This is a genomic window from Paenibacillus sp. FSL H7-0737 (assembly GCF_000758545.1).
Taxonomy (GTDB): Bacteria; Bacillota; Bacilli; order Paenibacillales; family Paenibacillaceae; genus Paenibacillus_AQ.
This window is the reverse complement of the sequence record NZ_CP009279.1, coordinates 3,076,424-3,103,200: the sequence shown is the minus strand read 5'-3', so window position 1 is coordinate 3,103,200 and position 26,777 is coordinate 3,076,424. Positions and strand designations below refer to the sequence as shown.

Annotated in this window: 29 protein-coding genes and 1 riboswitch; of the genes, 3 read left to right on the top strand and 26 right to left on the bottom strand. The window is 41.0% G+C overall.

All coding sequences use genetic code 11. The features are described from left to right. Window positions 1-13 precede the first annotated feature (13 nt). The 9 genes from H70737_RS13515 to H70737_RS13475 form a co-directional block, all read right to left on the bottom strand. Window positions 14-1,324: a voltage-gated chloride channel family protein gene (locus H70737_RS13515; protein WP_042187964.1), complete on the bottom strand. Its 1,311-nt coding sequence runs from the start codon at window positions 1,322-1,324 to the stop codon at window positions 14-16. Between the two features lie 68 nt (window positions 1,325-1,392). After that, a riboswitch (Fluoride riboswitch) is annotated at window positions 1,393-1,454 on the bottom strand. Window positions 1,455-1,461: 7 nt separating this feature from the next. Beyond that, a complete protein-coding gene (locus tag H70737_RS13510) occupies window positions 1,462-2,181 on the bottom strand; it encodes a YebC/PmpR family DNA-binding transcriptional regulator (RefSeq protein WP_042187963.1) in 720 nt (239 codons plus the stop codon). A 168-nt stretch (window positions 2,182-2,349) separates the two neighbouring features. Beyond that, window positions 2,350-3,459 (bottom strand): 5-methyltetrahydropteroyltriglutamate--homocysteine S-methyltransferase, encoded by a 1,110-nt coding sequence (locus H70737_RS13505; RefSeq protein WP_042187962.1) that lies wholly within the window; start codon window positions 3,457-3,459, stop codon window positions 2,350-2,352. A 16-nt stretch (window positions 3,460-3,475) separates the two neighbouring features. After that, window positions 3,476-4,408: a LysR family transcriptional regulator gene (locus H70737_RS13500; RefSeq protein ID WP_042187960.1), complete on the bottom strand. Its 933-nt coding sequence runs from the start codon at window positions 4,406-4,408 to the stop codon at window positions 3,476-3,478. Between the two features lie 122 nt (window positions 4,409-4,530). After that, the gene (locus H70737_RS13495) at window positions 4,531-5,646 is read right to left on the bottom strand and encodes a phosphodiester glycosidase family protein (protein ID WP_042187959.1); all 1,116 of its coding nucleotides are present in this window, start codon (window positions 5,644-5,646) and stop codon (window positions 4,531-4,533) included. Window positions 5,647-5,820: 174 nt separating this feature from the next. Beyond that, window positions 5,821-7,353 (bottom strand): TPM domain-containing protein, encoded by a 1,533-nt coding sequence (locus H70737_RS29795; protein ID WP_052404277.1) that lies wholly within the window; start codon window positions 7,351-7,353, stop codon window positions 5,821-5,823. Window positions 7,354-7,561: 208 nt separating this feature from the next. Then, window positions 7,562-7,924, bottom strand: a complete 363-nt coding sequence (locus H70737_RS13485; protein WP_231573444.1) for an acylphosphatase — start codon at window positions 7,922-7,924, stop codon at window positions 7,562-7,564. A 164-nt stretch (window positions 7,925-8,088) separates the two neighbouring features. Then, complete coding sequence (cysK, locus tag H70737_RS13480; RefSeq protein ID WP_042187956.1) at window positions 8,089-9,027, bottom strand: cysteine synthase A; 939 nt, start codon at window positions 9,025-9,027, stop codon at window positions 8,089-8,091. 70 nt (window positions 9,028-9,097) lie between these two features. Continuing rightward, window positions 9,098-10,123 carry a LacI family DNA-binding transcriptional regulator gene (locus tag H70737_RS13475; RefSeq protein WP_042193856.1) on the bottom strand — a complete coding sequence of 342 codons (1,026 nt, stop codon included), beginning with the start codon at window positions 10,121-10,123 and terminating at the stop codon, window positions 9,098-9,100. A gap of 326 nt (window positions 10,124-10,449) precedes the next feature. Between H70737_RS13475 and H70737_RS13470 the strand changes: the two genes are divergently transcribed. After that, a complete protein-coding gene (locus H70737_RS13470; protein WP_042187954.1) occupies window positions 10,450-11,502 on the top strand; it encodes a 2,3-butanediol dehydrogenase in 1,053 nt (350 codons plus the stop codon). A gap of 79 nt (window positions 11,503-11,581) precedes the next feature. On the opposite strand, the gene H70737_RS13465 is transcribed toward H70737_RS13470, so the two are convergent. The 3 genes from H70737_RS13465 to H70737_RS13455 all read right to left on the bottom strand — a co-directional run bounded on the left by H70737_RS13465 (window position 11,582) and on the right by H70737_RS13455 (window position 14,454). Beyond that, window positions 11,582-12,178: a GNAT family N-acetyltransferase gene (locus tag H70737_RS13465; protein WP_042187952.1), complete on the bottom strand. Its 597-nt coding sequence runs from the start codon at window positions 12,176-12,178 to the stop codon at window positions 11,582-11,584. Continuing rightward, on the bottom strand, window positions 12,175-12,855 hold the full coding sequence (locus tag H70737_RS13460; RefSeq protein WP_042187950.1) for an HAD family hydrolase: 681 nt from the start codon (window positions 12,853-12,855) through the stop codon (window positions 12,175-12,177). The genes H70737_RS13465 and H70737_RS13460 overlap by 4 nt, the downstream gene beginning before the upstream one ends. A 150-nt stretch (window positions 12,856-13,005) precedes the next feature. Continuing rightward, the gene (locus H70737_RS13455; protein ID WP_231573443.1) at window positions 13,006-14,454 is read right to left on the bottom strand and encodes an MDR family MFS transporter; all 1,449 of its coding nucleotides are present in this window, start codon (window positions 14,452-14,454) and stop codon (window positions 13,006-13,008) included. Window positions 14,455-14,605: 151 nt separating this feature from the next. Between H70737_RS13455 and H70737_RS13450 the strand changes: the two genes are divergently transcribed. Beyond that, window positions 14,606-15,154 carry a PadR family transcriptional regulator gene (locus H70737_RS13450; RefSeq protein WP_042187948.1) on the top strand — a complete coding sequence of 183 codons (549 nt, stop codon included), beginning with the start codon at window positions 14,606-14,608 and terminating at the stop codon, window positions 15,152-15,154. Window positions 15,155-15,213: 59 nt separating this feature from the next. On the opposite strand, the gene H70737_RS13445 is transcribed toward H70737_RS13450, so the two are convergent. From H70737_RS13445 to msrA, 4 genes are all read right to left on the bottom strand, one after another. Continuing rightward, a complete protein-coding gene (locus tag H70737_RS13445; RefSeq protein ID WP_042187946.1) occupies window positions 15,214-16,620 on the bottom strand; it encodes a sensor histidine kinase in 1,407 nt (468 codons plus the stop codon). Beyond that, window positions 16,617-17,324 (bottom strand): response regulator transcription factor, encoded by a 708-nt coding sequence (locus H70737_RS13440; RefSeq protein WP_179086671.1) that lies wholly within the window; start codon window positions 17,322-17,324, stop codon window positions 16,617-16,619. Before H70737_RS13440 ends, H70737_RS13445 begins: the two co-directional genes overlap by 4 nt. A 21-nt stretch (window positions 17,325-17,345) precedes the next feature. Next, on the bottom strand, window positions 17,346-18,536 hold the full coding sequence (locus H70737_RS13435) for an ArsR family transcriptional regulator (protein ID WP_042187944.1): 1,191 nt from the start codon (window positions 18,534-18,536) through the stop codon (window positions 17,346-17,348). A 173-nt stretch (window positions 18,537-18,709) separates the two neighbouring features. Then, window positions 18,710-19,222: a peptide-methionine (S)-S-oxide reductase MsrA gene (msrA, locus tag H70737_RS13430; protein WP_042187942.1), complete on the bottom strand. Its 513-nt coding sequence runs from the start codon at window positions 19,220-19,222 to the stop codon at window positions 18,710-18,712. A gap of 163 nt (window positions 19,223-19,385) precedes the next feature. Between msrA and H70737_RS13425 the strand changes: the two genes are divergently transcribed. Continuing rightward, the gene (locus tag H70737_RS13425) at window positions 19,386-20,294 is read left to right on the top strand and encodes an aldo/keto reductase (RefSeq protein ID WP_042187940.1); all 909 of its coding nucleotides are present in this window, start codon (window positions 19,386-19,388) and stop codon (window positions 20,292-20,294) included. 54 nt (window positions 20,295-20,348) lie between these two features. On the opposite strand, the gene H70737_RS13420 is transcribed toward H70737_RS13425, so the two are convergent. The 10 genes from H70737_RS13420 to H70737_RS13375 form a co-directional block, all read right to left on the bottom strand. Continuing rightward, entirely contained in the window at window positions 20,349-21,155 is an 807-nt protein-coding gene (locus H70737_RS13420; protein WP_042193848.1) for a class I SAM-dependent methyltransferase, read from the bottom strand. Between the two features lie 56 nt (window positions 21,156-21,211). Then, window positions 21,212-21,841, bottom strand: a complete 630-nt coding sequence (locus H70737_RS13415) for a class I SAM-dependent methyltransferase (protein WP_042187938.1) — start codon at window positions 21,839-21,841, stop codon at window positions 21,212-21,214. 74 nt (window positions 21,842-21,915) lie between these two features. Further along, a complete protein-coding gene (locus H70737_RS13410; protein WP_042127470.1) occupies window positions 21,916-22,314 on the bottom strand; it encodes an RrF2 family transcriptional regulator in 399 nt (132 codons plus the stop codon). A gap of 109 nt (window positions 22,315-22,423) precedes the next feature. Further along, window positions 22,424-22,828 carry a hypothetical protein gene (locus tag H70737_RS13405; protein ID WP_042187936.1) on the bottom strand — a complete coding sequence of 135 codons (405 nt, stop codon included), beginning with the start codon at window positions 22,826-22,828 and terminating at the stop codon, window positions 22,424-22,426. A gap of 67 nt (window positions 22,829-22,895) precedes the next feature. Continuing rightward, the gene (locus tag H70737_RS13400) at window positions 22,896-23,669 is read right to left on the bottom strand and encodes a DUF817 domain-containing protein (protein WP_262495498.1); all 774 of its coding nucleotides are present in this window, start codon (window positions 23,667-23,669) and stop codon (window positions 22,896-22,898) included. A gap of 66 nt (window positions 23,670-23,735) precedes the next feature. After that, window positions 23,736-23,951 (bottom strand): helix-turn-helix domain-containing protein, encoded by a 216-nt coding sequence (locus H70737_RS13395; RefSeq protein WP_042187934.1) that lies wholly within the window; start codon window positions 23,949-23,951, stop codon window positions 23,736-23,738. Window positions 23,952-23,961: 10 nt separating this feature from the next. Continuing rightward, on the bottom strand, window positions 23,962-24,435 hold the full coding sequence (locus tag H70737_RS13390) for a DUF2975 domain-containing protein (protein ID WP_042187933.1): 474 nt from the start codon (window positions 24,433-24,435) through the stop codon (window positions 23,962-23,964). A gap of 204 nt (window positions 24,436-24,639) precedes the next feature. Beyond that, window positions 24,640-24,855 carry a helix-turn-helix domain-containing protein gene (locus H70737_RS13385; RefSeq protein ID WP_042127458.1) on the bottom strand — a complete coding sequence of 72 codons (216 nt, stop codon included), beginning with the start codon at window positions 24,853-24,855 and terminating at the stop codon, window positions 24,640-24,642. 10 nt (window positions 24,856-24,865) lie between these two features. Next, on the bottom strand, window positions 24,866-25,348 hold the full coding sequence (locus H70737_RS13380; RefSeq protein ID WP_042187931.1) for a DUF2975 domain-containing protein: 483 nt from the start codon (window positions 25,346-25,348) through the stop codon (window positions 24,866-24,868). Window positions 25,349-25,568: 220 nt separating this feature from the next. Further along, window positions 25,569-26,768: a hypothetical protein gene (locus H70737_RS13375; protein ID WP_042187929.1), complete on the bottom strand. Its 1,200-nt coding sequence runs from the start codon at window positions 26,766-26,768 to the stop codon at window positions 25,569-25,571. Window positions 26,769-26,777 lie beyond the last annotated feature (9 nt).

Below are 26,777 nucleotides of genomic sequence, written 5' to 3'. Positions count from 1 at the left end.
ACGGGAAATGTTGTTATTTTTTGCGAGGTCGTTTAACATTACTTATTCTAGTCCCTTGAGGAATTGAAATGAACTGGCTCTTCGATACACCAATAAGCTGTGAAGTATAAATACTACTATGTCCGGAGAATAAATAACTCACTACACAAGCGATGAACATGTATACAGCCCCCTCTGACCCGAACAGCTCAATCCCCATTAAAAAGCAAGCGATAGGCGTACTGGTAGCTCCACAGAAGACAGCAATGAATCCGAGAGCTGCCAGAAACGGTCCATATACATGTAAAATTCCAGCCAAAGCATTACCTAATGTGGCTCCAATCGCAAATAGCGGAGTAACCTCACCACCCTGAAATCCTGTTCCTAAGGTAAAGGCGGTAAAGATCAGCTTCCATAAAAAAGCGAAAGGAGAGACATCTCCCTCAAAAGAATCCTTGATTAATGGAATTCCGAGGCCTAAGTAATCACGGGACCCTACAAGGAATACTAACGCTATGATAATCAAACCACCCACTGCACCTTTTATCATAGGATTACTTATCATGGCGGTGAAGATTCTTTTTAGTAAATGAGTCAGTTCACTGAAAAGCATACTCACGAGACCAAAAATTACAGAGGCCAATACCACTTTTAGAATAATCATTAAACTTAAGGTTGGAAATTCATTCACGACATAGTGAGTATGATGAACGCCCCACAATCGAGTGGTGACCAGATCACCAACAAAGCTAGCCACAAAACATGGAAGTAATGCCTGTTGGCTAATAAGTCCAATGGTTACTACCTCTAGACCAAATAAGGTTCCAGCCAGCGGTGTTCCGAAAATAGAACCGAAGCCACCGCTAATCCCGCACATTAACAGTATTTTGCGATCTAACGGGCTGATTTTGATTAATTTCCCAAACCACTCCGCGAGGCTTCCTCCCATTTGTACAGCTGTTCCCTCCCGTCCGGCAGATCCACCAAACAAGTGAGTGACCAGTGTTCCTAACAATACTAAGGGTGCCATGCGTAATGGAATGGTCTCTGTACCATCCTGAATTTGTTCTATAATAAGGTTATTTCCTTTAGCGCTGTTTTTTCCGTAACGCATATATAAGAAACTAACAAATACTCCCCCAAGAGGCAGCAAATAAAGTAGCCATGGATGCTCTAAACGTACATCTGTTACATAGTCTAAGCTTTTCAGAAAGAAAGCCGAGGCAGTTCCCGATAAGAGTCCAACCACACTTCCGAGTACAATCCATTTGATAAATGTACTCCAAAGTGCAAAATGACTTCTTTTCTTCACGAATTCATGCCATCGTGCAGACCATTGATTCATAACAGCAACTCCCAAAGTCAGTATAAATTAGTCTCTAGCAACAAAACAGACTCCTACCAGTGAAGCTCACTCTGGTAGGAGTCATTAGTCTGAAGAGACGGTTGTGGCGAACTCCATCGCCTTGTTATATGTTATTCTTAGTCCTCAGAATCTACGTTATGATACACTTGTTGAACATCTTCTAAATCTTCTAAGGCATCAATCAATTTTTCGAATTGAGCTTGTGCATCTTCAGGAAGTGTTACATAGTTCTGTGGAAGCATGTTCAGCTCAGCAACCGTAAACTCAGTGATTCCTGCATTCCTGAACACTTCTTGTACAGCATGGAACTGATCAGGTTCAGCGTACACGATAACCGCTTCATCCTCTTCTAGAACATCACGTACATCAAGTTCTGCATCGAACATCATCTCAATCACTTCATCGGCAGTTTTACCTTCTACACCGATAACAGCCGTTGAGTCAAACATGTAGGCTACAGATCCGCTGACACCCATATTCCCGCCATTCTTACTGAATGTAGAACGGATCAAAGGCGCTGTACGGTTAACGTTATTCGTAAGTGCATCGACGATGATCATCGAACCGTTAGGTCCAAATCCTTCGTAACGAAGCTCTTCATAATTCTCATCACCGCTGCCTTTGGCTTTATCCATTGCGCGGTCAATAATGGCTTTTGGTACATTGTAAGTTTTTGCACGTTCTAATACAACCTTCAAGGCCCGGTTTGCTTCTGGATCGGGTTCACCTTTCTTGGCTGCTACATAAATCTCAACACCAAACTTTGCATAGACGCGACTTGTGTTGGCGTCTTTGGAGGCTTTCTTTTCCTTAATATTATTCCACTTACGACCCATATTGTTCCCGCTCTCTTTCAACATGAATTAAAAACAATTGTTACTTATTATACCCTTGATTAATAGCTCTAGTAAAGTGCGCTGGTAGGTTAATCCTCTAAGCTGTTACAATACACGCATAAAAAAGGCCCCTAAATCAAACAGGAGCCTTCTAAAAACTTATTTTATTTATACCCAAACCTCTTGGGCTGTTTCAATTACGAGGCGTATTTTATCCCACTGCTCTTCTTCGGTTAGGATATTTCCTTCCTCGGTGGAAGCAAACCCACATTGAGGACTTAAGCAAAGCTTCTCAATATCTACATATTGTGCCGCTTCTTCAATACGCGCTTTGAGCTGCTCTTTGCTCTCAAGACCACCATGTTTCGTAGTAACTAGTCCCAATACCACAAATTGATCTTTAATAAATCGTAAGGGCTCAAAATCGCCCGCTCGCTCATTATCATACTCCAAGAAAAAAGCATCCACTTTAGTATTCGAAAAAAGTTCTTCGGCCACAGGCTCATAACCACCAGCTGCGAACCATGTGGAACGGAAATTACCTCGGCATACGTGAAGCGCGATCGTCATATCACCTGGACGATTGGCAATGCTCTCGTTAATCAGCCTAACATAATCCTTAGCCAACTGATCTGGATCTGTACCTCTGCTTCGTAAATGCGCCCGATGTCTACCACTACACAGCGTTCCCCAAGTTGTATCGTCTAACTGGAGGTAACGGCAGCCTGCATCATAGAATGCTTGGATTGCAGTTCGGTAAACAGCAATAATATCTTGGAATAGGGTTTCTTGATCCGGGTAAACTTCATTCCCGTTAAAGTCCTCCACAAAGTGAAATAAAGCAGGTGAAGGGATCGTCATTTTCGGAATTCGGTCTCCGGCCATTTGTTTCAAAGCGATAAATTGGTCGATCATTGGATGATCTATAAAGGCAATCCGGTCCACGATTCGAAAAGATTCCGCGCGCTGAACCGCTTCCGCTCTTCCTTGATTTAAGTTAATCTTCTCAGTTCCTTTAATCCCTACAAAGAAATCGAGATGCCACCAGGAACGGCGAAATTCCCCGTCTGTGACCGCCAATAAACCCACTTCTTTTTGCAGTTCCAGTAGTTTGGCGATTTCAATATTCTCAATTTCATGAAGCTGACTGCCCGTGATTTCACCATTGTCATATTGGAGGCGGGCTGTTTTTATCTCATCCGTTCGTAAGAAGCTGCCAACGATATCGTAGCGAAAGGGTGGAGCATTTCTCTGGGTGCCAATTACGGGTCTAATCATACCGATCCTCCTACTGCTATAGTAAAAAATGATTTAGATCAAAATAACTTCCTGAAACCAGGTCATTCAAAATCTCGATATACTTAGATGCCATTACACTCGGTCTGCGATCTTTATGCGCTATCCAGCCAACCGTAAATACTTCATTGCTCTCAAAAGGAATCGTCTTCAGTCCATCACCATTTAGATCAGACGCCAGAATTCCTGTGCCTACCGTATAGCAATCCGTACCCATTAATAAGTTGGTCAGTGTCGCTCGGTCATTCACCTTAATATTCTTCTCAATTTGTGAAAAGCTTAACATTTCCTCTGAGAAGTGCAGTGAATTGTTCTCACCCTGTTCAAAAGTGATATAAGGGAACGGCACAATATCATCCTGTGTAATGACGTCCTTATGAGCCAGCGGGTGTCCGGTTCGAACATAAAGATGCGGATCGGTATTAAAAAGTGGTGTGAATTTCAGATTGCCATCACTAAACAGTTTATTCATATGCTTATAGTTACTCTCGTTAATATAAAGAATTCCTAAATCACTACGCAAGGTACGTACATCTTCGATAATCTCGTAGGTTTGCGTCTCTCTCAAGCTAAAGTTGTATTCTGAGACGTCATTGTGCTTCATGAGATTTACAAAGGCGTCAACCACAAAGGCGTAGTGCTGCGTAGAGATGGAAAAATAGATCGGACTACGCTTTTTCCCCGTATAACGATTCTCCATAAGCTCTGTCTGTTCAATAATTTGGCGGGCATAACCCAGGAATTCCATTCCCTCAACGGAAATACTGATTCCTCGGTTGGTCCGCTCAAAAATCGTAATCCCCAGTTCACTTTCTAACTCTTTAATGGCATTGGACAGGCTCGGTTGAGAAACAAAGAGCTTCTTTGCCGCCTCATTCATGGAGCCACTATTTGCAATTTCGATAGCGTAGCGGAGTTGTTGCAACGTCACTCCTATTCCCCCTGTTCCAGACCTGTTAGTTCTGTATTCTGTTTCATGCTAGGTGATATCGTAGCATATTTTCATATGGCAATCCAAGATAATCCTTATCTTATTTACGTATTAAGAGTGCTTTAGCGTGTACGCTTCTTAGCAGCATCAATTTTGGAGGGGTCAAGTCCCTTCCAAATATTCGGCATATCGACTTGCTCAGGGTGCTCAAACACAAGAAAAGCCGTAGGTAAATATCGTTCCCCATATTGAGAAGATGGCTTGTTCATAATCTCGTTGTCTTTTACCAGTACGGTAGAAGAACCCCCATCCAAATTGGCAGCAATCACTGCTCCATGCTTAAGAAGGATTTGCTGCACATCGTATAGATTTGCACCAATACTATAAGTAGGTTGTCTTCCATCAATAACAACAAATATAATCGCTCCGTCAGCTCGCTGGCCCATCGCTGTTCTTGGTGCAATTCCCCAACCTTCAGCCGCGTTCTTAATCAATCCTTTTCCATTGACGATTAAACGAGGGCTAAAAGTCACTGCCTCCTGAACACCCATTTTACTAATCTCGTCTAAAGAATAATTTCCAGCAACCATCTTCCCTTGTTTATCAAGACCTACGATTTGCGTGGATTTCTTGCCACCGAGACCGTTGTAATATAACTTACCTTGTGATATCACAATACCGATAGGTTTAAATCCGTTACCTTTCCAGTTGGGGTCAGCGAATCCACCACCGTTAACTCCAGCGATAGCACCTGTGCGCTTCACCATACTAGTTACTTTCTCACCTGACCCTACTTTATCCGGAATTCCCAAACGAACTTTAGTAGGATCATTAACGATCATGACATATCCGGAATATCCAGTACCTGATACATTTTCTATCTCGACCAGTGGTTTCTCTTTTACTTCTGGTTCAGGAGTGATGGTATGTGTATCCTTTTCGACCCCCATCTCTTCAAATTGGGCGCTATATTCAGTCACCCTGTTCTTTAATCCGTCCTCACCAATAATATATTTAGCCATGTAGCGGTGCTGTGTTGTAATCAGTGTATCAGCGATTGAATAGCGCAGATTTTTAGCCGAAGGTGCAAAGTAAAACCAACCGCCTCCAGCAATCAACAAAATTAAGCAGAATAAAAACACTTTGTATAGTGTTCGGAAAAAACTCCGTTTCTTACGTTTTTTTGTTGGCTTCTTTTTACGTACGGTGGAACGTTGAGGTAATGATGAAGTGCTCACTTCTTTTTCCTCCCTGACTATTACGGAATTTGAAAATAAATGTCTAACTTTATCATAGACGATAAATTTTATGAAAAGTTACTATTAAGTAACAACCTAAAACAAATAAGTAACCTCCTAAAACAAAAGAAGCAGGTTTCGGATAACCCGGAAACCTGCTCATCTTCAACCTTTTTAGTGTCTACCCGCTCCGCCACCACTGCTGGCGCTACCCCCACCACCTGATGAGCCACCACCGCCGGAATAACCTCCTCCACCGGAAGAGCCACTATCATTGTTAGAGTAGCTGCTGCTGGAAGAGCTAGAAGAATGTCTACCTGCACCTCCGCCACTACTCGAGCCTCCGCCCCCACGATTCTCGTTGCTTGAGGAATATCGTCCTGCTCCGCCACCTCTAGTAGATCCGCCTCCACCACTGTTTCCCCAGAAGCTTGACTGTGAGTTATTGGATGGTGTGTTTCTATGATGATGGTGGTGATTATGATGGTGATTATTATAACGTCTGTGCCAACGTCTACCATAACCGTAATCCGCTTGACCGTACCAATTCCCATACCGACGAATATTTCTTGGGCTATACGGATTAAATGGCAAACCGTACATTTCAATATATTTATTGCGTCGTGAAAGACCATATCCGAACAGTATGAGCGGAGCAAATATCAACAAGTAAATTAGAAGGCCTTTTCCTACACTAACACTAGTCTCCTTTGCTGAAGTGGTTGTTGAGGAAGAATTGGCGGCTGTAGTGCCTCCACTATTTCCCGTCGCTCCAACGGATTGATCCGCTCTAGCCAATAAGAAGCTGTACAAAGCATTAGAAGTTGCCGTAGCTCCCGTTCCGTAATCTTTTTTCACAAATTGGGGCTCAAGTACAGTATCCAAAATATTGCTGATTGCATCATTAGTTAGAACCTTGTCGATGTCCTTCCCTTGCAGAACATGATAGTTGTCTCCACCTATGTCTAGCACGAGCATAACATCCTTAGGGCCAGCAGCAACGGAGGCAAACTTCATGTAGGTATAATCCTGAAGTGTTTTATCTCCTGCGTTCTTTACAGTAACCACATAAATTCCGCTGCCAGTTGTAGTTTTATATCTGTTGCTAGATTCGTTCAAATAATCCTTTGTTACTTTTTTGAGTACACCGGCATTATCTGATACATAGTTTTTGGTGCCGACATTTTCCACCCAGGTCCCACCCATGGCTTGAATAAAAGCGCCATAAGTTTTACGTGCACCGTTACTATAAGTTTTAGCTGCAAAATCCGGCTCAAGATATTGAGAGAGAATATCTTTAATCTTACTGTTAGGCAACGTGTCCTCAATACCCTTACCTTGTACCGCCCAGTAGTCATCATCTTTTATAGAAAGAAGTAGCAAAAGCCCGTTATTCTTATCCGCAGAGCCTACACCCCAGCTATTGAATAGCGAAGTTGCATACTCTTCCATCGAAACTCCATTTGTAGAATCGACTGTCACCACTACGACTTGAGCACCCGTATCCTGATGTAATCGAATTCCATAGTTCACCATGTAATTCTCAGCTTTCTCGTCGATCACATTCGCAAAATCATTCACATAAAATGACCCAGTATGCTTAGGTACAGCTGTCTTGGCTGAAGTTAAAACCGGAAGAAGCAAAACACTTAACATCAGGGTGGCAAGTGTGGTAAGAAGCATCTTTCTAAAAATTCTGTAGTTCATATGTACCTCCTGCTCTATCATAATCTCTTTTATTTATCGGTTACGCATGGCTTAAGCAATAGTTCCATTTTATTCTATTCTGTGTATTACACAGCGAAGAATGAACTGAGAAACTTTAGTCCCAATTAATCTATTCATATTCTTTCTCCTCTATCTTCCTAATCCAAAAAAGACAATCCACTTCTTAATTCTACCAATCCATATGTACTTATTTCACTATCGTAAAATCTTTCTCACTCTCATTAAGAGGCAGATCACTCATAGTTACTTTCTTTACAGATGCCCGTTTCAATGATTTCATGCAATGGACTAGAAAAGAGATTCGCTGCTCTTCTCCTTGTACTTCTACCTCTACACTTCCGTCGTTTAAATTTTGTACCCTACCCGTTAATTTCATTCTTTCAGCAATCGTATATATTTCCAAACGGAATCCTACGTTTTGAACTCTACCCGAGAAAACTATTTGTTTTCTAACGATAGGGCTTGAAGGAAAATCCAGTAACTGAATACGATTTGCATGCCAAATCACATAATTATTTCTAACTTTTTTGAACACATTCACACGTTTCATACTCCTTTTTTAGAACTACTACGATTTATGCTATATTGTACCATAGCTGTTGGTAAAATAAGGGGCTGAATCGATCACTCTTTAGTTACTAAATGCACAAAAAGACTCAGCATTCCGCTGAGCCTCCAAATTTGTATCAACTTCAAGTCATAGGTCGGTTCAAGCTATTCATTAAAATCAAACAGAGTAGTTGTTAAATAACGTTCACCAGTATCCGGCAAAATCACTACAATCGTCTTCCCTTTATTTTCTGGACGTTTAGCAATTTCTGTAGCTGTATATACCGCGGCGCCAGACGAGATCCCTACAAGTAATCCCTCGGTCTTGGCAATTTCACGCGCTACATTAAATGCGTCTTTATTCTTCACCTGAAAAATCTCATCAACAACCTCTTTATTGTAAATCTCCGGAATGAAGTTAGCACCAATCCCCTGAATTCCATGCGCACTAGGCCGGCCACCAGATAATACCGGTGAATCAAACGGTTCGATAGCTACGATCTGTACCGAAGGGTTCTTAGCCTTCAAAGCTTCCCCAACCCCTGATATGGTGCCTCCAGAACCAACACCCGCAATAAAAATATCTACATTTCCATCAGTATCCCGCCAAATTTCCTCTGCAGTTGTCGTTCTGTGAATTTCAGGGTTAGCTGGGTTGCTGAATTGTTGTGGAATGAATGCATGTGGAATTTCCGCTGCCAATTCCTCCGCCTTTTTCAGAGCACCGCTCATCCCTTCAGCTCCAGGTGTTAATACAAGCTTAGCACCAAGTGCAGCCATCACCTTACGGCGTTCAATACTGAACGTATCCGGAAGTACGATAATCAACGAGTACCCAAGGCTGGTCGCAGCCATTGCAAGGCCAATGCCGGTATTGCCACTTGTTGGCTCAATAATTACAGAATCTTTATGAATTAAGCCTTTATCCTCAGCATCTTTGATCATCGCATAACCTATACGATCCTTGACGCTACCTCCAGGATTAAAAGACTCTAACTTGGCAAGGATTTTTGCTTCAACGTTCTGAGATTTACTATATTTCGAAATTTCCAATAACGGTGTATTACCAATCAAATCTGTTACGCTTTTATATATTTTAGCCATAATAATCTCCTCATTTCATATTCCCCCATCAACTTACTTAGTATTAAGTCTAACAGGATTTAGAGGATTTTCAACCTGTCGTACTACGCTTAACCGAAACACTAGACTCTCGCACAATTAAACGCGGATCAAGCTGCACCCTTTGGTAGTCGCCCGTAATATTATCCTGAATGCGTTGCAACAGAAGCTGAGTAGCCAATCGGGCGACTTCATTGCCCATGATGGAGACCGAACTAATCTGCGGACTTGTAATGGTTGTCCATGCGTTATTATCCACCCCTACCACTGCCACATCCTCAGGAACACGAACGCCTAACTCTTTAAATCGGTTTACAATCCCTATAGCAACCATGTCATTTACAGCATATATTGCATCTGGCATATGGGTCAGGCTATAGAAATAATCTGCAGCTTGTACCCCCGTTTGCAAGGAGAAATCCTCGCCAAAATAAACCAAAGAAATATCCACTTGATTTAACGCCTGCTGATAGGCAAGATAACGATCTTCAATGAGATCCTTCTGAGCTCCTGCGTAAGCAATTCTAGTTCGGCCAATATTGCTTAGATGTTCCATGATTAGCTGGCCCTCAAAACGTGACAGGCTTACGATATCCGCTTTCACATTCTCTGTAATGCGTTTCCCGTAGTTAATGATCGAGACAGGAACACTCGATTTATTAATTAGTTCTACCATAGTCTTGGGATAAGCAAGAGGCATGATAATGAGGCCATCAACATGTAATTTCTTGATCTCACGAATCGTTTCGAGCTCTGTCCGCGGATTTCCGGAAGTATTAATCTGAATGACTCGATAGCCGTCCTGTTTAGCTGCTTGCTCCACGGACCAGGCGATATCTGGAATAATGGCATTTCGAATGTCGGGAACGGCCAGAGCGATTTGCTTCGTTTGGCGAATCTTCAGACTTTGTGCAGAGGTATTAGGTGTAAAACCCATCTCCTCAATCACTTGCAGTACTAATGCCTTAGTCTTGGAACTAATTCCCTCCGAATTATTAATCGCTCTTGAAACAGTAGCAATACCTACTCCCGCTCGTTTCGCTACATCCTCTATGGTTACTTTGTTTTTATTAGCCAAGTTGATAGTCCCCTCATTTTCGGAATCGTTTCCGTAATCATAGCTATTATTAAATCTATCCGTCTCATTCAAGCCGTTTTTCCAATGTATTTATTATAACATATATGTACTTATAAAAGCACTTATAGCAAGTACGACACAGTCTATATACCCCTGCTATTGCTAAGTTCAGGTGAATTTTTTCACTAATTTTCGATATTAATATTTTAGTATTTAAATTTGACAATATGAAAATTATGTGACATATTTGTTCTCGGAAACGTTTCCTCTTTTCCAGGAGAAAAACATTTTTTATTATCAATTAATTAATCTAGGAGATGAATGATATGCAAGCATTAAGATGGCATAACGTCAAAGATCTACGGTTAGAAACGATTGAAGAACCAGCAGCACTTGAAGGGAAAGTGAAAATCAAAATAGAATGGTGCGGGATTTGTGGCAGCGATCTTCACGAATATGTAGCCGGTCCTATTTTCATTCCCCAAGGTACAGATCATCCCCTTACTGGTGAAAAAGCGCCAGTCGTAATGGGACATGAATTCTCTGGACAAATCGTTGAAGTAGGTCAAGGCGTTAGCAAGTTTAATGTTGGTGATCGAGTTGTCGTTGAACCAGTTTTTGCATGTGGTGAATGTGTAGCTTGTCGACAAGGCAAATACAATCTTTGTGAAAAAATGGGCTTCCTAGGTTTGGCTGGAGGCGGCGGTGGATTCTCAGAATACGTTGCAGCAGACCAACATATGGTGCACAAAATTCCTGACAGCTTGTCCTATGAGCAAGGCGCTCTAGTAGAACCTTCTGCAGTTGCTCTGCATGCTGTTCGTTCCAGTCAATTGAAGGTCGGAGATAAGGCTGTAGTATTTGGCGCTGGTCCTATCGGTTTGCTTGTGATTGAAGCTTTGAAAGCTTCCGGTGCAGCTGAAATTTATGTTGTTGAACTCTCAGAAGAACGTAAAAGCAAAGCTGAGGAACTTGGTGGTATTGTAATCGATCCTAAACAATATGATGTGGTTGAAGAAATTCAAAAACGTACCGATGGCGGCGTGGATGTTGCTTTTGAAGTCACAGGTGTCCCTCCCGTTCTAACACAAGCTATCAATTCCACTAAATTAAGTGGTCAAATCATGATCGTTAGTATTTTTGAAAAAGATGCTACGATTACTCCAAACAACATCGTACTTAAAGAACGTAATTTAACTGGTATCATCGGATACCGTGATGTATTCCCAGCAGTAATTAGTCTCATGGAACAAGGTTACTTCCCTGCAGACAAACTAGTGACTAAAAGAATCAAATTGAACGAAGTGATTGAACACGGGTTTGAGGCGCTTTTGAAGGAAAAAAATCAAGTGAAAATTCTTGTAAGTCCTAAACAATAACCATAAACAGCCAAGTGGCTGATCTATAGAGCAAGAGTCCTTCTCCATAAGAGAGGGACTCTTGGCTTCTTTTATACAATTATGAGTACTTCTCATTTAATAAATAGTGCAGATTCTCTTTTACCGATGGCCATTCTTTATCCAAAATACTAAAGACAACATTATCATGAATCGAACCATCAGATCTAATTCTATGCTGGCGTAGGACCCCTTCTTTTACAGCCCCTAATCGTTCTACCGCTCTTTGTGACCTCAAGTTAGTCTTCACCACTGTAAACTCTACACGAATCAGCTTTAGCTCTTCAAAACAATAGTGAAGCAGTAATGACTTAGCCTCGGTATTCACACTCGTTCTCCAATATTCAGGTGAGATCCACGTACATCCGATTTCAGCATTGCGATGAACCAAATCCGGATGCATGATTCGAGTGGTACCGACGATTTGTCCAGTAGCTTTTTCAATGATGACGAAGGGAATTTGCGATTCATTGTTTTGATTTGCGAATGCGGTTGTGATTAAATCCTGTACCTGCTCGTCCGACGTTATTTTTCGCCAAGTAAATTCCCAGATGTTTGGATTTCTTAATACTCTCGCTAGCCCTTCTACATGGCTGTCATCCATTGGAATCAGCTTGACTGTATTGCCCTCCAAGATTGAATTACGAGGTTGGATCATTTCGCACACCGCTCTCTTAATGATATATGTTGGATGATATCCGCAATTTCTTCTACACGATAAGCGATATGATCTGCCCCAGCATTCTCCAGTTCTTCTTTAGGTCCGTAACCAAAGGTCACACCAATAGATTCTACTCCACAACCTATAGCACCGATAATATCATGCTCTCGGTCCCCAATCATCACAGCTTCCTCCGGAAGAATAGCATTCTGATCGAGTACGTACTGTATCACATCTTTCTTTTTAGAACGGGTGCCATCTAGATTACTACCACCGATATGCTCAAAATAATGATCTAGTTTATAATGCTCAAGAATTTGTTCAGCAAAAACAGTAGGCTTGGAGGTAGCTACATACAATGAAAATCCTTTATTCTTGAGGTCTTCCAGCAATTGCGGTATACCATCAATCACCATATTCTCAAGCATTCCAACGGTGCTGTAACGCTCACGGTAGAATACAACTGCTTGTTGCGCTTGTTCCTCTGAGAACTGATGCAGCTCGATAAATGAATCATAGAGAGGTGGGCCTATGTAAGGAAGAAGTTTATCCAAATGCTCGATCTGTATATCAAATTTGTTCAATGCGTATTCTACGCTTTTTGTTATGCCTTCTTTAGGGTCCGTTAATGTACCATCCAAATCAAATAAAATACTTTGTAGTCCTCTTCCCACTGCTGTCTTGCTCCCCTCAATTGATATTAATGGATGTATTTATAATACCTTCGTTTCAAGATACTTTCCACATACTTCTCACATATAAAAACATAAAAAAAGCAGATCAAGGCTAAGTCCTTGGTCTGCTTTTCTAATGTGATGCGAAGGTTATCCCGCACTTTGAACAGAAATTACACTACGCTTCTTGCGCAATAAAAACATAAGTGGTAATCCAAACAACACGATGATAGAGCCGACTACGAATACATCATTCACACCCATAGTGAACGATAATAATCTTATCGAATCTGCATTACCTGCACCTGAACTGATCAATTCTTTAGAGTGCAATATGGATCTTGTGGACAAAATAGAAGTGAACACCGCAATCCCAAGTGAGCTTAACACATTCCGAACCCAGTTGTTGATCGATGTGGCATGACCTGACCATTCGACTGGAATTTCCTCCATAGACGCTGTGCTACTCGGAACGTTAGCTAATCCAATACCTAAATTCCGAACCACCATGGCCCACATAATGAAGCTGTAAGAAACATTTGTATGCAGCCGACTCATCATGAATAAACCGATGAAAATAAATAAAATACCAGCAGAAATTAACTTCACAGGCCCAAACTTTGGATACATCTTACCTACGATTGGACTAAGTAAAGCCAGAAGAATCGAAGATGGCAATAAGATAAGCCCCGTTTTAAGTGTTGTTGCTCCTTCTACCGTTTGTAAGAACAATGGAGTTAAGTAAGTTCCAGCATACATTGCTATCGTCACCAAACTATAGATACTAAGCATGGCAGTAAAACGCCGATTTCGAAAGACACGCAGATTCAGCAGTGGTACTTCCGCCTTCAGCTCGTGCAAGACGAAGAAAACTAAAAGTACGATCCCCACAAGTATTAAGGATAGGGTCTTCCATGAGCCCCATCCCCAGCTATTGCCTTGGCTAAATGCGGTTAATAAAGATAAGCTGCCCAGTACAACAGTTAGGAAGCCAGGAATATCAAATGATTTCGGAACATTCATTCGATAGTATGGAATTAACGTTACGGTTAGAATAACAGCAATGATCCCAATGGGAATGTTAATTAAAAATAACCAGTGCCAGCTAGCATACTGAAGTAACCATCCGCTAAATGTCGGACCTATGGCTGGGGCTACCATCGCGGATAGCGACCATAGGCTCACGGCGAAAGGTCTGCGTTCAGCTGGAATCACTTGGAATATAATCGTCATCGTACAAGCCATAATCAGCCCGCTGCAAGAGCCCTGAAGCATTCGAAATACAATCAGAGAGGTTGGATTCCAAGCTACTGCACAGAGTAAGGAGAACATGGTGAATCCCATCAAAGCGAATAGATACAGTCGCTTATAGCTAAATCTGCCTCCCAGATATCCGGCAAGTGGTGCAGTTACTCCCGTTGCTAGCATAAAACCTGTAACCATCCATTGCATAGTGTTCAGGTTCGAATGGAAATGATTCATTAAAAGAGGAACAGCTATGTTGATGGTCGTTGTACTTAAGACAGAGACGAAGTTTCCGAAGAATATGGCAATCATAATAGGCCAAAAATGAATTTTACTTTCTTGTTTAACGTCCACGCTACCCCTCCTTATCTTTTTATATGTCTACTTTTACATATATAATTCAACTTAAATAATGTTATAATCGTATGGATAATATGTCAATGATGACATATCGCCAAAAATCACAATGAAAACGGATTTATAATAACTGGAGGGCTTCATAGTAATGAATACACTGTCTTATGGACTTCTTGCTTTACTAAGTGCTAACTCGTTGTCTGGATATGAATTAACACAGAATATAAAACCCTTATGGCGAGCAGGACATAGTCAAATCTACCCTCTTCTTATGAGCATGGAGCAGCAAGGTTACATTTCATATCAGCTCATTGAGCAATCGGATAAGCCGGATAAAAAGGAATACTCCATTACGGAAGCAGGACTTGAGCAATTGCGGAATTGGGTGGAAACTCCAGCTGAGCCTCCAGTCCTACGGGACGAGCTACATTTTAAGCTGTATAGTCTATGGCTCTCCAAACCCGAGGAGGCAAAAGAACTTCTACAAAAACGAGCGGAGTTTTGTAAAAGTGAGCTAGAACGATACAAGGTCTTGCTGAAAGCTAACGAAGTCTTGCGTGATGAACGAAGTGAGAGTCGTGAATTAAAAGCAACCACTTTTGGACGCTACTTACTCATTCAGAAACGAGTGCTGGATATGGAGAGCTCTATACAATTTTGCGAATGGGCACTTGAAGAGCTTGAGCCAGCAAAATAGCTTAGTTGACTGCAAGTAAAAAGAGACTTCGCGTATACACGCAAAGTCTCTTTTGGCTCTTACTTTTCGGATTTTGTTAATCTAGGCAGTTCTACCTCGCATCGGGTTCCAACTCCAGGCTGACTTGTAATTCGAATCTTACCGCCGTGTAATTCTACAAGCTTTTTAACAATTGAAAGTCCAAGACCTGTACCACCATATTGCCTGGATCGTGATTTCTCAACTCTGTAGAATCGTTCAAAGACATAGGGTAGTTCTTCCACAGGAATACCTATTCCGGTATCCTCTACAATAAATACAATGGAATCCACGTCGACATCCTCATCTACATGGACAGTAATCTCACCTTCATCCGTATAACGGATCGCATTCTCCAGAAGATTCATCATAATCTGTTCCATACGCTTTTCATCTCCACGAACCCTATACGAAACTCCATGATACATAATCTTCAGCTGAAGTCCCTTTTCTTTGGCTTTCAAGTCCACTCTGCGTACCGCTTGTTCTGCCATGTGCTTAACATCTATCCAGTCCAGCGTAAGTGAGATCTTGCCTTCTTCCATCTTTGCCAGTTCAAATAAATCTTCTACCAGATGCTCAAGCCGATGCGCTTCCTCATGGATAATATCTAAATACAGATCTCGTTCCCCTTCGGTCTCATAAAGTCCATCCTTTACAACTTTGGTATACCCTTTCAAATAGGTGATGGGTGTCCGCAGTTCATGAGAGATGTTGGCTAAAAATTCCTGACGCGTGTCCCTGTATCTTTGCAGATCTATAGCAAGGTCGTTAATAGCTCCTGCCAAAAAACCGATTTCATCGTTACTCCGTATGGAAAGTCTCGTTTCCAATTCACCGGCAGCAATTTTTCTAGTCGCCTTCTGCATCTTGATCAGCGGCCTGGATAACAACAAACTAATTATTCCCGTAATCCCTAGTGCCAATATAAAGGCCCCAATTCCTGCGAGCAACAGTAGATTACGGATAGAAGCCAAGGATTGCTTCATGTTCTCTGTAGAGGACATTACATATAGTGCAGACTGGATGGTTTGACCCTTTGAAATTGGTTTTCCAGTGATGAAATATCTGTGTCCAGTAGGATCTGTATACTCAAAATTCACACTTTTCCCTGCAAATATCCGACTAATATCCGAAGCATTTATGAATGAACGATCTGCGCGGTCATGAACACCCGAATGGAGAATGACACTACCGTCTTTTGAAATATTAAATATACTCACGTCCGAAAACTCTGCAAAAGTACTCATCATCTGCTCGTTTGAACTATCTGGTGATTCAGCCATTCCGATAAAATGCGAGGTTAGCTCCTCAGTTTCTTTTTGCATCTCGTTGTAATAAAAACTGGTAAACATTCGGTCTATCGTTATCCCAAGAATAAGCAAAACAACTAAAAAAACAGACATAATAACTGACCCGAGCTTCAGTCCGATCATATTATTCTTCATAGATGATTACCTGGGATCTCAAATTTATAGCCTAACCCCCATACCGTTTGAACAGGATTATAAGACAGACCCGCCTTATGTAATTTCTCGCGAATATTCTTAATATGTGTGTCGATGACACGATTTTCACCCTCATAATCATTGCCCCATAAACGCTCTACTAGTTCTTCTCTCGTAAAGACACGGTGCGCATTTTGCGCCAAGGCCGTTAGCAGATCAAATTCCTTGAGTGTAAACTCAACTGCTGTATCCAGAATATGTACCTCACGAGCATCCGGGTAAATCGCTAGCTCAGGGTAGCTCAGAACCTTTTTCAGAGGTTGTTGGGTCGATGTAAGCATTGAACGCCGTACCAAAGAATAAATTCTTGCTACTAGTTCCTCTGGCTCGAACGGTTTGGTGAGATAATCATCCGCTCCTATTCCGAGACCACGAACCTTGTCCTTAGTTTCCGAGCGAGCTGTTAGCATTAGAACGGGGACAGAGCTTACCTCTCTAACGGCTTTACAGACCTGCCAGCCATCCATATCTGGCATCATCACATCCAGCAGGATTAGATCAAAGTTCTGTTGTTTCAGCAAAGTGAGTGCCTCATGCCCCGTTGACGCTTCTCTAGTCGTTATTCCTTCTCTTGTTAAATAAATCCGAATTAAATTCCGCATGTTCCATTCATCGTCAACGATCAGTACCTGAAGCTTATTCAAGTTGTTCACCCTCTTCGTAGCCTAGTGACCGGAATGTGGATTGCCTCCTGCCGCCGGTGAGATTTCCAGCATATCATCGATTTCGCCTTGGGCACTTTCTTTTATTGCGTTGATGTCCCCAGTTAACCAAGCATGATTATAGGGGCCTTCTGCTGGTGAATCTTGAAATTTAGGTTGAAGGGTCATCATATATTCCATCACGGAATCTGGCAACCCGTCTTTTTCCGTAAAGATAAGCGGTGCATGTTTCCCTAAATGCGAAAAAGGTGCAGCGGCGATCGCCAGCATCGTTGAATCGATAGTCAACAAAGACAAGTTATGTCCAGGTGTCGTTATGCCCCAGCCGAAACCGTTGCTGGCGTCCTTAAAAGTAGCAAAAGCAATGGCATTCTCATAAATGTCTTTTCCAGCTATACGGGTTACTGTGCCGAATTCCTGTAATTGCTTTTCTACTGCTGTAGATACAACTTTTTCAGGTCCTAAGATATAAATCGTAGCCGAACCTCCACGCTCTTTCAAAGCATTAACCGTAGGGTCTGGAATTTCATCTTTTGTTACATAGAGAAGCGGCTCTGGCATATGGGCGATCCAATTCACCGCAGGCAGTGTGTACTCAGGACTATCCATAGAACCTACAATGACTGCCTTTGGAAGTTCACCGGAAGCTTTTGCATAATAAGTATCAATGGCTTGTGCTACAGCTGCCGGCTCATCCCCTTCAATTCGGTCTACTTTCAGATCCAGTGTCTTTAATTGTTCTTCGACATTGGAAGCCATGGGTCCGACGAGCACTACTTGTACACCATTATTACCTTCTGCGCCTAAAGGATTCAATCGCTTAAGCTCAGCTAACGTTGCCTCAGGGACACCCTCTTTAGTTGTAAAAAGAATAGGGCCATTATTCGGATGATGGATCAAATCCGCACTAACCGCGGCAATCTGCCAATTGCTTACATCCGTCAATACTACACTTGAAGGTCTGTTGTTCTTCGTCTGTGCAGTCCAAAGGGTTTGTGAAACGATAACTGCTGCCTCAGTAGGGTCAGAAGTGTTTATACGAGTTGTGTTTTTTGTTGCGATCCATGGTTGATCCACTGAAGATATAGAAGCTTGCTTATCTGATCCAGATGGGGCATTATTGCCCGATTGGCAGCCAGCTAACACTGAACTTAGAAGCAATGTTACAGCAACTATGGGTATGATTTTTTTCATCCTAAACCCTCCATTTTAAATTCCTCGCTTAATTTAGAGTAGTTTAGTCTATAAATGTGTAGAAAGTATGTAGAATTTAAAATATATAAAATTTGTATATGATGTAAAAAGAGCACCTGTAAGCCATAAACGACTTAGGATGCTCTTTTACTTTAGGAATTCCGTTTCTGCAATTACCAGTGTTTAGCGATAAAGGAATCCCGTCCGGATTGCTCACGATCCTCTTTATAATGCTTGGGATTCTTGTGATGATAGTCCTGATGATATTCTTCCGCTCGATAAAAGGTTGGCGCTGGAAGGATTTCCGTCACAACGGGTCCTGAGAATCTGCCACTCACAGCAACCTGCTCCTTCGAGGCAAGGGCTGCTAAACGTTGTTCTTCGTTATAGTAAAAGATGGCTGTCCGGTATTGTGTTCCTCTATCCTGAAATTGTCCACCATCATCCGTGGGATCAATCTGAGGCCAATATAATTCAAGCAGCTTCTCGTATGAAAAAAGCGCCGGATCAAACGTAATTTGTACCACCTCGTAATGTCCTGTTGTTCCTGTTTTGACTTCTTCGTAAGTTGGGTTCTCAGTTAATCCTCCAGCATATCCCGATACAATCCCTTGGATACCTGGTAACTCCTCGAACGGTGTAACCATGCACCAAAAGCAACCACCTGCAAACATTGCTTGTTCCATATGTTCAAGTCTCTCCCTATCCATCATCATCTAGTAAATAACATATGCTATGACGATAATGCTTCTAGGTTATAATGTCAAAGGAAATCATTCATTTACATTCGAATTCGATGCTTTAAGGCGTTATAATATAACAAACAACGGAATTAGAAAGGAACAACCTATGAATAAAAATCGTTTGGGTCAGTCCGATTTATATGTAAGTGAAGTAGGACTCGGCTGCATGTCCTTAGGTACGGATGAGGCTAAAGCCATTTCCATCGTCCAAGAAGCGCTCGATCAAGGCATTAACTTTTTAGATACAGCCGATCTGTATGATGAGGGTCGTAATGAAGAGATCATTGGTAAGGCGATTCGCCACCGCCGCGGTGAGGTAATATTGAGCACAAAAGTGGGTAACCGCAGAATTCCAGGTCAAGAAGGCTGGAGCTGGGATCCATCAAAATCCTATATTAAATCCGCAGTCAAAGACAGCCTAAGACGCCTCCAAACGGATTATATCGATCTGTATCAGCTGCATGGCGGAACGATCGATGATCCGATAGATGAAACTATTGAAGCCTTTGAAGAACTTAAGCAAGAGGGTCTAATCCGATATTATGGGATCTCTTCTATTCGACCTAATGTCATTAGAGAATATGTAAAAAAATCAAATATTGTCAGTGTAATGAGCCAATACAGCATTTTAGATCGACGTCCTGAGGAGGAAATCCTCCCTCTGCTGGCCGAGCATGGGATCAGTCTTATTGCCCGGGGTCCTTTGGCGGGTGGCATCCTTTCGGAGAACGGCCGCAGTAAGGCAGAGAAGAAGTACTTAGATTACAGCAGTGAGGAGCTTCTGAAGTTGCATGATCAGCTTATCCAGGAAACGAGCCACTCTCGCCCCTTAGCACAAACTGCACTTCATTATCCTCTAGCTAATCCGTCCGTAGCGGTTATTATCCCTGGAGCGAGTAGTATGGAGCAGTTGAAGAATAATGTAACGGCTGCTAAGTCAGCCCCACTGTCTTCGGAGGAAATCGAAATGATCCGCGGGTTGAGTAAAGCGAACCGCTACACACTACATTTGTAAAGTAGTCTGTCATTTATAAAATTAAGACGCCAGTTAAGAAACTGGCGCTCTTTTTTATTTTCTTTTACCGATGTATAACAAATGGGATGAGATGCCCAAGATTGAGGGATCATTTGCTTTAGATATGAGAAAGTTAATCAAGCTCTCTTCCCCCTCTTGGTGAGTCCAATACTGTTGCTGCTCTGCAGATAACATGGCTGCAATACTTGATGAACCAATTAAATCTATCGACTCAAATCCTTTCCTTTCCATGAAAGGCTGAATCTCATCAATGTTAAAATAATATGCACCTGTAAATCGGCCCTTGTCACTATGATTAAAGATTCCGCTCTCATAGAATTCATTGATGGTGTTCATATTATCGTTCGGTTTCCACTGCTGCGGAGATTGTAACGAATTAATGGTCATTCTCATTCGACTTTGAAAAGCCACGAATACTAAGCCATCTTGCTTGGTCACGCGGTGCAACTCTTTTACTGCTAAAATTCGTTCCTCTTCCTTCTGCAAATGATACAAAGGACCGAGCATCAATGAAACATCATAATTCTCATTAGGTATTCCTTCTAAATCAATAGCATTTAAGTTAAGAAACCCGTCAAATTGCTTAGTTAATTCTAGTTCAGCTGCCTTTTCCGTTGCTACTTCAACTAATTTAGGTGTGATATCTGAAAGGGTTACTGTATATCCGAGCTTAGCCAGTTCCATCGCGTATTTACCGGGTCCTGCGCCATTATCCAGCACCTTCCCAGCTGATGGCATATATTTCTTGATATAATGGAGATTAATAATGAACTCTAAAGGTTCTCTATCCAGCCTGCCCCACTCGTCAAAGCTTGAGTAATAATCAATAATATTGCTCATCAACATAACACCTGCCTTCTTTTGAAATATATTATCTTCGATATGTCGAAATTTTTCTATAGTTCTTTCTTACATTTTACCATTAAAAAGTTTATCGACGGTTTATTGATCATGTCCTTGTGCGGCTCGTCAATTTCAGAGAACTCAACTAGTCCATAGGTTTCAAACTCTTGTGTAATGGATTCAGCATCATAAAAAAATATTTTCACGCCATAATCTGTCTCATAGTAATTTTTATCCAATAGAGTACCTTTTCCAAACATAGGAGCATTTTTCGAAACTGTTGTAAAAATCATATAACCACCTGGCTTTAACTGGTTGTAGCAATCCTTAATGAACTTTTCTCTTTCACTTTTATTCAACAGATGAATAAGACCATGGCAAAATATTCCTTCATAGAGGTTATTATCATACGGCATGTCATTCACTGAACCATGAAAAATGCTAATATCAATTCCATTTTGCCTCGCCAAATCAATTGCTGTTTGAGAAATCTCAATACCCGTTACATTTATGCCACTCTCTATAAAAACCTTTGCATTCCTGCCATATCCAATCCCTGGTACCAATATGTCTTTAACATTCCTCTCAAGGAAAAAGTCCTTAGTGGCGATCGCAGAGTCTGTAGGTTCAAATCCCCACATCGTTTGTTTTTCTATAAAGCTTGATTCCCAGAATTCCGTCATATTTCATTCTCCTTTATATTAAAGTCATTACGGACTTATATTATCTTTAATTATATTCAAAAAAGAACGGATCTTTACTCCGTCTTCATTGTTTTCGCCAAATCTGCAATTTTCTTGTTTTCCAAGTACTGCTCCATCTGTCTTTCAGCGTCAATCACAACCTGTTGAATCAGGCACTCGCTACCGTGATCCAGGCTACATTCGAACAAAGATGCAGTCCCTTCGATCGCATGGATAATATCCAGAAAAGAGATCTCTTCGGACTTCCGTCTGAGACGATACCCACCGTTTGCTCCGGGTGCAGATTGAATCAATCCAGCCTTGACTAGCTTGGTCATCATTTTGGACAGATAGGTTTGCGAAACACCCAGCTTCTCAGCAAGTAATTGAACACCTACAGGCTTATCGGACGCCGCCGTCACCAGATAAAGCATTGCATGAAGCGCATAGTCTGTCGCTTGGGAATATTTCATTCAGCACCTCCATTAACGACTTTGAAAATCCATAATAACTCTAATCGTTAAAAAAGACAAGCATGTGCAATCAGCTGCTTTCTTCTATCCTCTGGAAAGAAATTCAGATCTATATAATTTCCCTTACAACTGGTTCCGATGTTGAAATAATATCAACGACATGGTCAATACAACAGATCCCATAGTGCTTATATGGTTTTGGAAAATCCTTTGATGCAAATATTCCATTAGAAATAAAATCAAGATACCTTGATTTTTTATAAATCCTAAATGTTCTTCCGTCAAATTCCTCGTAATCATCCCAAGAAGTAAAGAATTCATTTCTAATCGAATATGCAATATAGGAGTGAAAATCAACTTGTATTATGGGAGAGCTTTTCTCACCATCCATAAGAGGCTCAGCTATATCACTAGCTTTGCTTTTACAAAAAGATAACCTTAGTTGATTTACCTCTGGCTCTATTAGACCAAAGAAAAACACATCCTGCAATTCTTTTAAATCTGTATATTCCATCTCATCTCCCCCTCATCACTAATTTGTTCTTACTCCATGTACTACTATTTCCTTTGAAGACAATACTCTACTCTTTCGCGTTACGGTTAGCTTTAACATGTTTAAGCTGAGCAACTATAATGACACTAATAATGACCAGAAGGAACCATGAACTGATCTTACTGACACTAACCACATGCCATACCTGATTCTGATCAGGATATTTCCAAGCATTAAAGAATGTAGCGATATTCTCAGCTAACCAGATAAAAAAACCTACTAAGAAAAAAGCCAGTGTCAAGGGCATCCGATAAGTAGTGTTTCGTACCCGATAAATGATCCAAGTTTTCCAAAAAACAATGAGTACAAGCCCCTTTAGCCACCAGCGAAAATCAGGAATGAAGTGATGCGTGAAAAAGTTCAGATAGATAGCTGCTCCGAGCGATCCAGCAGCAGCAAGTCCCGGCCAGCCCGTCATATCCATTTTCAGTCTACGCCAAATTTGACACATATAGCTCGCGACGCTCGCGTACATAAACCCGCTATACAGTGGCACTCCAAACACCTTGGTTAGCCCGGGTTCAGGGTATGACCATGACCCCATTCTTATCTTATAAATTTCCAGCAGCAAACCAATAATGTGAAATACACAAATGACTTTAATTTCATCTAGCGTCTCTAATCCAGTACGGTACATAAGGTATTGAACGGTAAGCAATATAATAAGAATGGCATCATATCGGTAAATGTAAGGCAGATCTATTACGTTAGAGAGAGCTAAAGTCCCAAAGATCGCAATAGGAAATATGCAACTCATCGCCTGATGATAGCCAAAATGCAGAAGCTGCGTTGTTGATTTCAATGATGCTCTCTCCTTTCCAGGCAATGCTGTTCTTTTCAATCTGCGGAGTCGATTACTCATTACGATTTAAGCATCTTCGTCCATTAGGTATTCTAAAATATCTCCAGGCTGACATTCTAAAGCTTTACAAATCGCATCAAATGTTGATAGTCGAATCGCTTTTGCTTTTCCATTTTTCAATATAGAAAGATTGGCCATTGTTATTCCAACCCTTTCTGTAAGCTCTGTAACGCTCATTTTTCTTTTAGCTAACATCACGTCAATATTCACTATAATCGCCATTATTTTCACCTCAGACTGTTAAGTCATTTTCTGATTTAATTTCTATGGCATTTTTCAAGAGCTTTTGAAGAACAGCTGCAAAGACCGCAATCACAATTGGAGCACAAGTCATGACAAGTCCAAGTACGATTAGACCTGGTGCATCGGCTTCCTGTGCCATTTCGTAAATAAGTGGCATACCTGCCGCATATAAGATACTGATGATGATTGCACAGTAAATTATATTTTTTAAAGCCTTAATGGATAGTTCTGAGAACGCTTTGTTCTTGTCAATATAGCTTAGAAGTCTTAACGCCTGATATAAAGCTACGAAATAGGCTATCACTGTTACATACACCCCTATAAGAACGGGATAAACCAAATACACCGGATAATCTCCAGCTGCCTTGTTAGGTATCGTAGGTAACCAAAAAATACACAAAGCAAGAACCGGAATTCCAATAAGAATTACAACTATCTTTAAAAAGAGTGTTTCACGTTTCATAAACTGCACCTCACAAAGTTAATAATCTGGATTCAATTTATCACATAATTTATCGTTATTCAATATATATTGATTGTATTACAATTATTTTTTATCATTAATATAACCCCCTATTATTTCACACCTCCAATTATTGCACATCAAAAAGGCCCCCTCCTCATCAAGATTGAGAAAAGAGCCCTGCCTCTACTATTCATTTATTTCTTAAGTCTCCTCGTCACTTTTGTATTCTAAAATATCTCCAGGCTGACAATCTAAAGCTTTGCAGATCGCCTCTAATGTTGATAATCGAACCGCTTTCGCCTTTCCATTTTTCAATATAGACAGATTAGCCATTGTTATTCCAACCCGCTCCGAAAGCTCGGTCACGCTCATTTTTCTTTTAGCCAGCATCACGTCAATATTAATAATAATCGCCATTGTTTTCTCCTCAGACCGTTAAGTCATATTCTGATTTTATATCAATAGCTTCCTTCAAAAGCTTTTGGAGCACCGCAGCAAACACTGCAATCACCATGGAAGCAAAAATCACAACCACCCCAATGACAATGAACCCTGGGGCATCATCTCTCTCCGCGACGAGATAGAAAAGGGGCAATCCCACTACATAAATTCCACTGATTGCAATTGCACAGTTCCTGATATTTTTTAATACCTTTACAGATAATTCTGAGAAAGCGTTGTTGTTGTCAATATACCCTAACAGTTTGATCGCTTGATACAATGCAAAGTAAAAAGGTATCGCCGATGCATACAAATCAATGTACAAGAGATATTTAATATAGGTTTGATCAGGGTATAATTCTGCTGCATAATTCGAAATCGCAGGCACAAAAATTATACACAAGGCAAGAACTGGAAGTCCAATAAGAACAACAGCTATCCTTAAAAAAAGCGTTGATCCAAGTTTCATAAAACACACCTCACAAAGTTATTTTCAAAATTGAATCTAACATATAGTTTATCGTTTTACAATATATTTTAATCGAAAAATAGTGTTTAATGACTGTTTTATATTTCACGACTAAAAAGGCCGAGCTAATCGACTATTAAAAGTCATTAGCCCGGCCTTTGTCACCTTTTTATATCTCTTTATGTCTCTTTATATCTAATTTTCTATTCTAAAAATAATTCTAGAACTGACCGAGATCGATAAAATTCAAATCCATGTTAGCTTCATCTTCAGCCTGCTTGGCGGCCTCTGTTGATATTACTTTTCCTTCGTACTCAAGGTTACCGCTTATCAAATTGAATACATATAGACGATTACCTTTGAAATTCTTATACCCCATAATATAGAGATGGTCTTGTTTAAAAGCATAGGTAATGTTTTCACTTAAATCTATATTTGTATTCTTCAGAGTAGTCTCATATTCTTTACTCACGAGATCGTAAGAAATAACAGTGAATCCTATATTTTCCTTACTCGATACAGCTTTTTGCAGGAAATAAATTTTCTGTCCATAGGCGTACATAATATTATTCAATAACATTTCATGCCCTTGGAATGTGAGTGGAGAGATTTGTCCTGTCTTAACATCCACTTGATATGCCTTTCTATGATTATCTCTACTAATCCTTAAAATCCATTGCTCAGTGTGCTCCAGATTTTGATTGGCTAGCCATGCATATTGAGTATCCCCGTCTGCCGCTACAGATTTACCGCCTGGTAACGCGAGCGGCTCATTCTTAATCTCTTTTGTGGTTAGATTGACACGGAGGATCTGCGGTTCAGATACATAACCTTTGGCACTGTGATTCATAAACACCATAGCAACAAGCTGCTGATCAATAAGCTGTACATTTTGTACATACATATCTGAAATATCATGATCCACATTGATATCGGACGTGATTTCAAGCGTATTGTTCTTCTGCTTGTTGAGTACAGAAATACTAAGCTTTGCATATTTCTTCGCTGATGAATCATTTGATCGCTTCGTATCTACTGTCGCCTTAACATAAGCAAGCATTTCCTCATTCTCATAGAAACCAGATGTGTTTGTCTTACCGCGCATGAACTGACGATGCTCTTCAATCCACTGATCCAATTGCGTTTTCATTGGTCTTCGATTTAAGCTTTGGCTAATCGCCGACTTTTCATCTGGATAATCTGTACCATTTGTCGTGATATAAGCTCGTTTGATGCCAAAAGTACTATCCTTAATCATGTAGTTTCCGTATACAGCTATACCTTCAACGAGGGTAGCATCCCCTTGAACCGTCGTCAGCTTATAATTAGGTGGTGTCTCTTGTGAAGCTTGTACATAATACGTCCCGATTGTAACGACAGCGAACACTACAAGAACGGCGGTAACCATATATTTTCTCATTCCTTAACT

Coding starts and splice junctions, on each gene's coding strand:
- H70737_RS13395 (WP_042187934.1), bottom strand. CDS start 23,951: ATGGCGATTATAGTGAATATTGACGTGATGTTAGCTAAAAGAAAAATG.
- H70737_RS29795 (WP_052404277.1), bottom strand. CDS start 7,353: ATGAACTACAGAATTTTTAGAAAGATGCTTCTTACCACACTTGCCACC.
- H70737_RS13510 (WP_042187963.1), bottom strand. CDS start 2,181: ATGGGTCGTAAGTGGAATAATATTAAGGAAAAGAAAGCCTCCAAAGAC.
- H70737_RS13485 (WP_231573444.1), bottom strand. CDS start 7,924: ATGAAACGTGTGAATGTGTTCAAAAAAGTTAGAAATAATTATGTGATT.
- H70737_RS13415 (WP_042187938.1), bottom strand. CDS start 21,841: ATGACGGAATTCTGGGAATCAAGCTTTATAGAAAAACAAACGATGTGG.
- H70737_RS13445 (WP_042187946.1), bottom strand. CDS start 16,620: ATGAAGAATAATATGATCGGACTGAAGCTCGGGTCAGTTATTATGTCT.
- H70737_RS13435 (WP_042187944.1), bottom strand. CDS start 18,536: ATGAAAAAAATCATACCCATAGTTGCTGTAACATTGCTTCTAAGTTCA.
- H70737_RS13465 (WP_042187952.1), bottom strand. CDS start 12,178: ATGATCCAACCTCGTAATTCAATCTTGGAGGGCAATACAGTCAAGCTG.
- H70737_RS13450 (WP_042187948.1), top strand. CDS start 14,606: ATGAATACACTGTCTTATGGACTTCTTGCTTTACTAAGTGCTAACTCG.
- H70737_RS13410 (WP_042127470.1), bottom strand. CDS start 22,314: ATGAAATATTCCCAAGCGACAGACTATGCGCTTCATGCAATGCTTTAT.
- H70737_RS13505 (WP_042187962.1), bottom strand. CDS start 3,459: ATGATTAGACCCGTAATTGGCACCCAGAGAAATGCTCCACCCTTTCGC.
- H70737_RS13390 (WP_042187933.1), bottom strand. CDS start 24,435: ATGAAACGTGAAACACTCTTTTTAAAGATAGTTGTAATTCTTATTGGA.
- H70737_RS13375 (WP_042187929.1), bottom strand. CDS start 26,768: ATGAGAAAATATATGGTTACCGCCGTTCTTGTAGTGTTCGCTGTCGTT.
- H70737_RS13405 (WP_042187936.1), bottom strand. CDS start 22,828: ATGGAATATACAGATTTAAAAGAATTGCAGGATGTGTTTTTCTTTGGT.
- H70737_RS13425 (WP_042187940.1), top strand. CDS start 19,386: ATGAATAAAAATCGTTTGGGTCAGTCCGATTTATATGTAAGTGAAGTA.
- H70737_RS13380 (WP_042187931.1), bottom strand. CDS start 25,348: ATGAAACTTGGATCAACGCTTTTTTTAAGGATAGCTGTTGTTCTTATT.
- cysK (WP_042187956.1), bottom strand. CDS start 9,027: ATGGCTAAAATATATAAAAGCGTAACAGATTTGATTGGTAATACACCG.
- H70737_RS13420 (WP_042193848.1), bottom strand. CDS start 21,155: ATGAGCAATATTATTGATTATTACTCAAGCTTTGACGAGTGGGGCAGG.
- H70737_RS13470 (WP_042187954.1), top strand. CDS start 10,450: ATGCAAGCATTAAGATGGCATAACGTCAAAGATCTACGGTTAGAAACG.
- H70737_RS13385 (WP_042127458.1), bottom strand. CDS start 24,855: ATGGCGATTATTATTAATATTGACGTGATGCTGGCTAAAAGAAAAATG.
- H70737_RS13515 (WP_042187964.1), bottom strand. CDS start 1,324: ATGAATCAATGGTCTGCACGATGGCATGAATTCGTGAAGAAAAGAAGT.
- msrA (WP_042187942.1), bottom strand. CDS start 19,222: ATGGAACAAGCAATGTTTGCAGGTGGTTGCTTTTGGTGCATGGTTACA.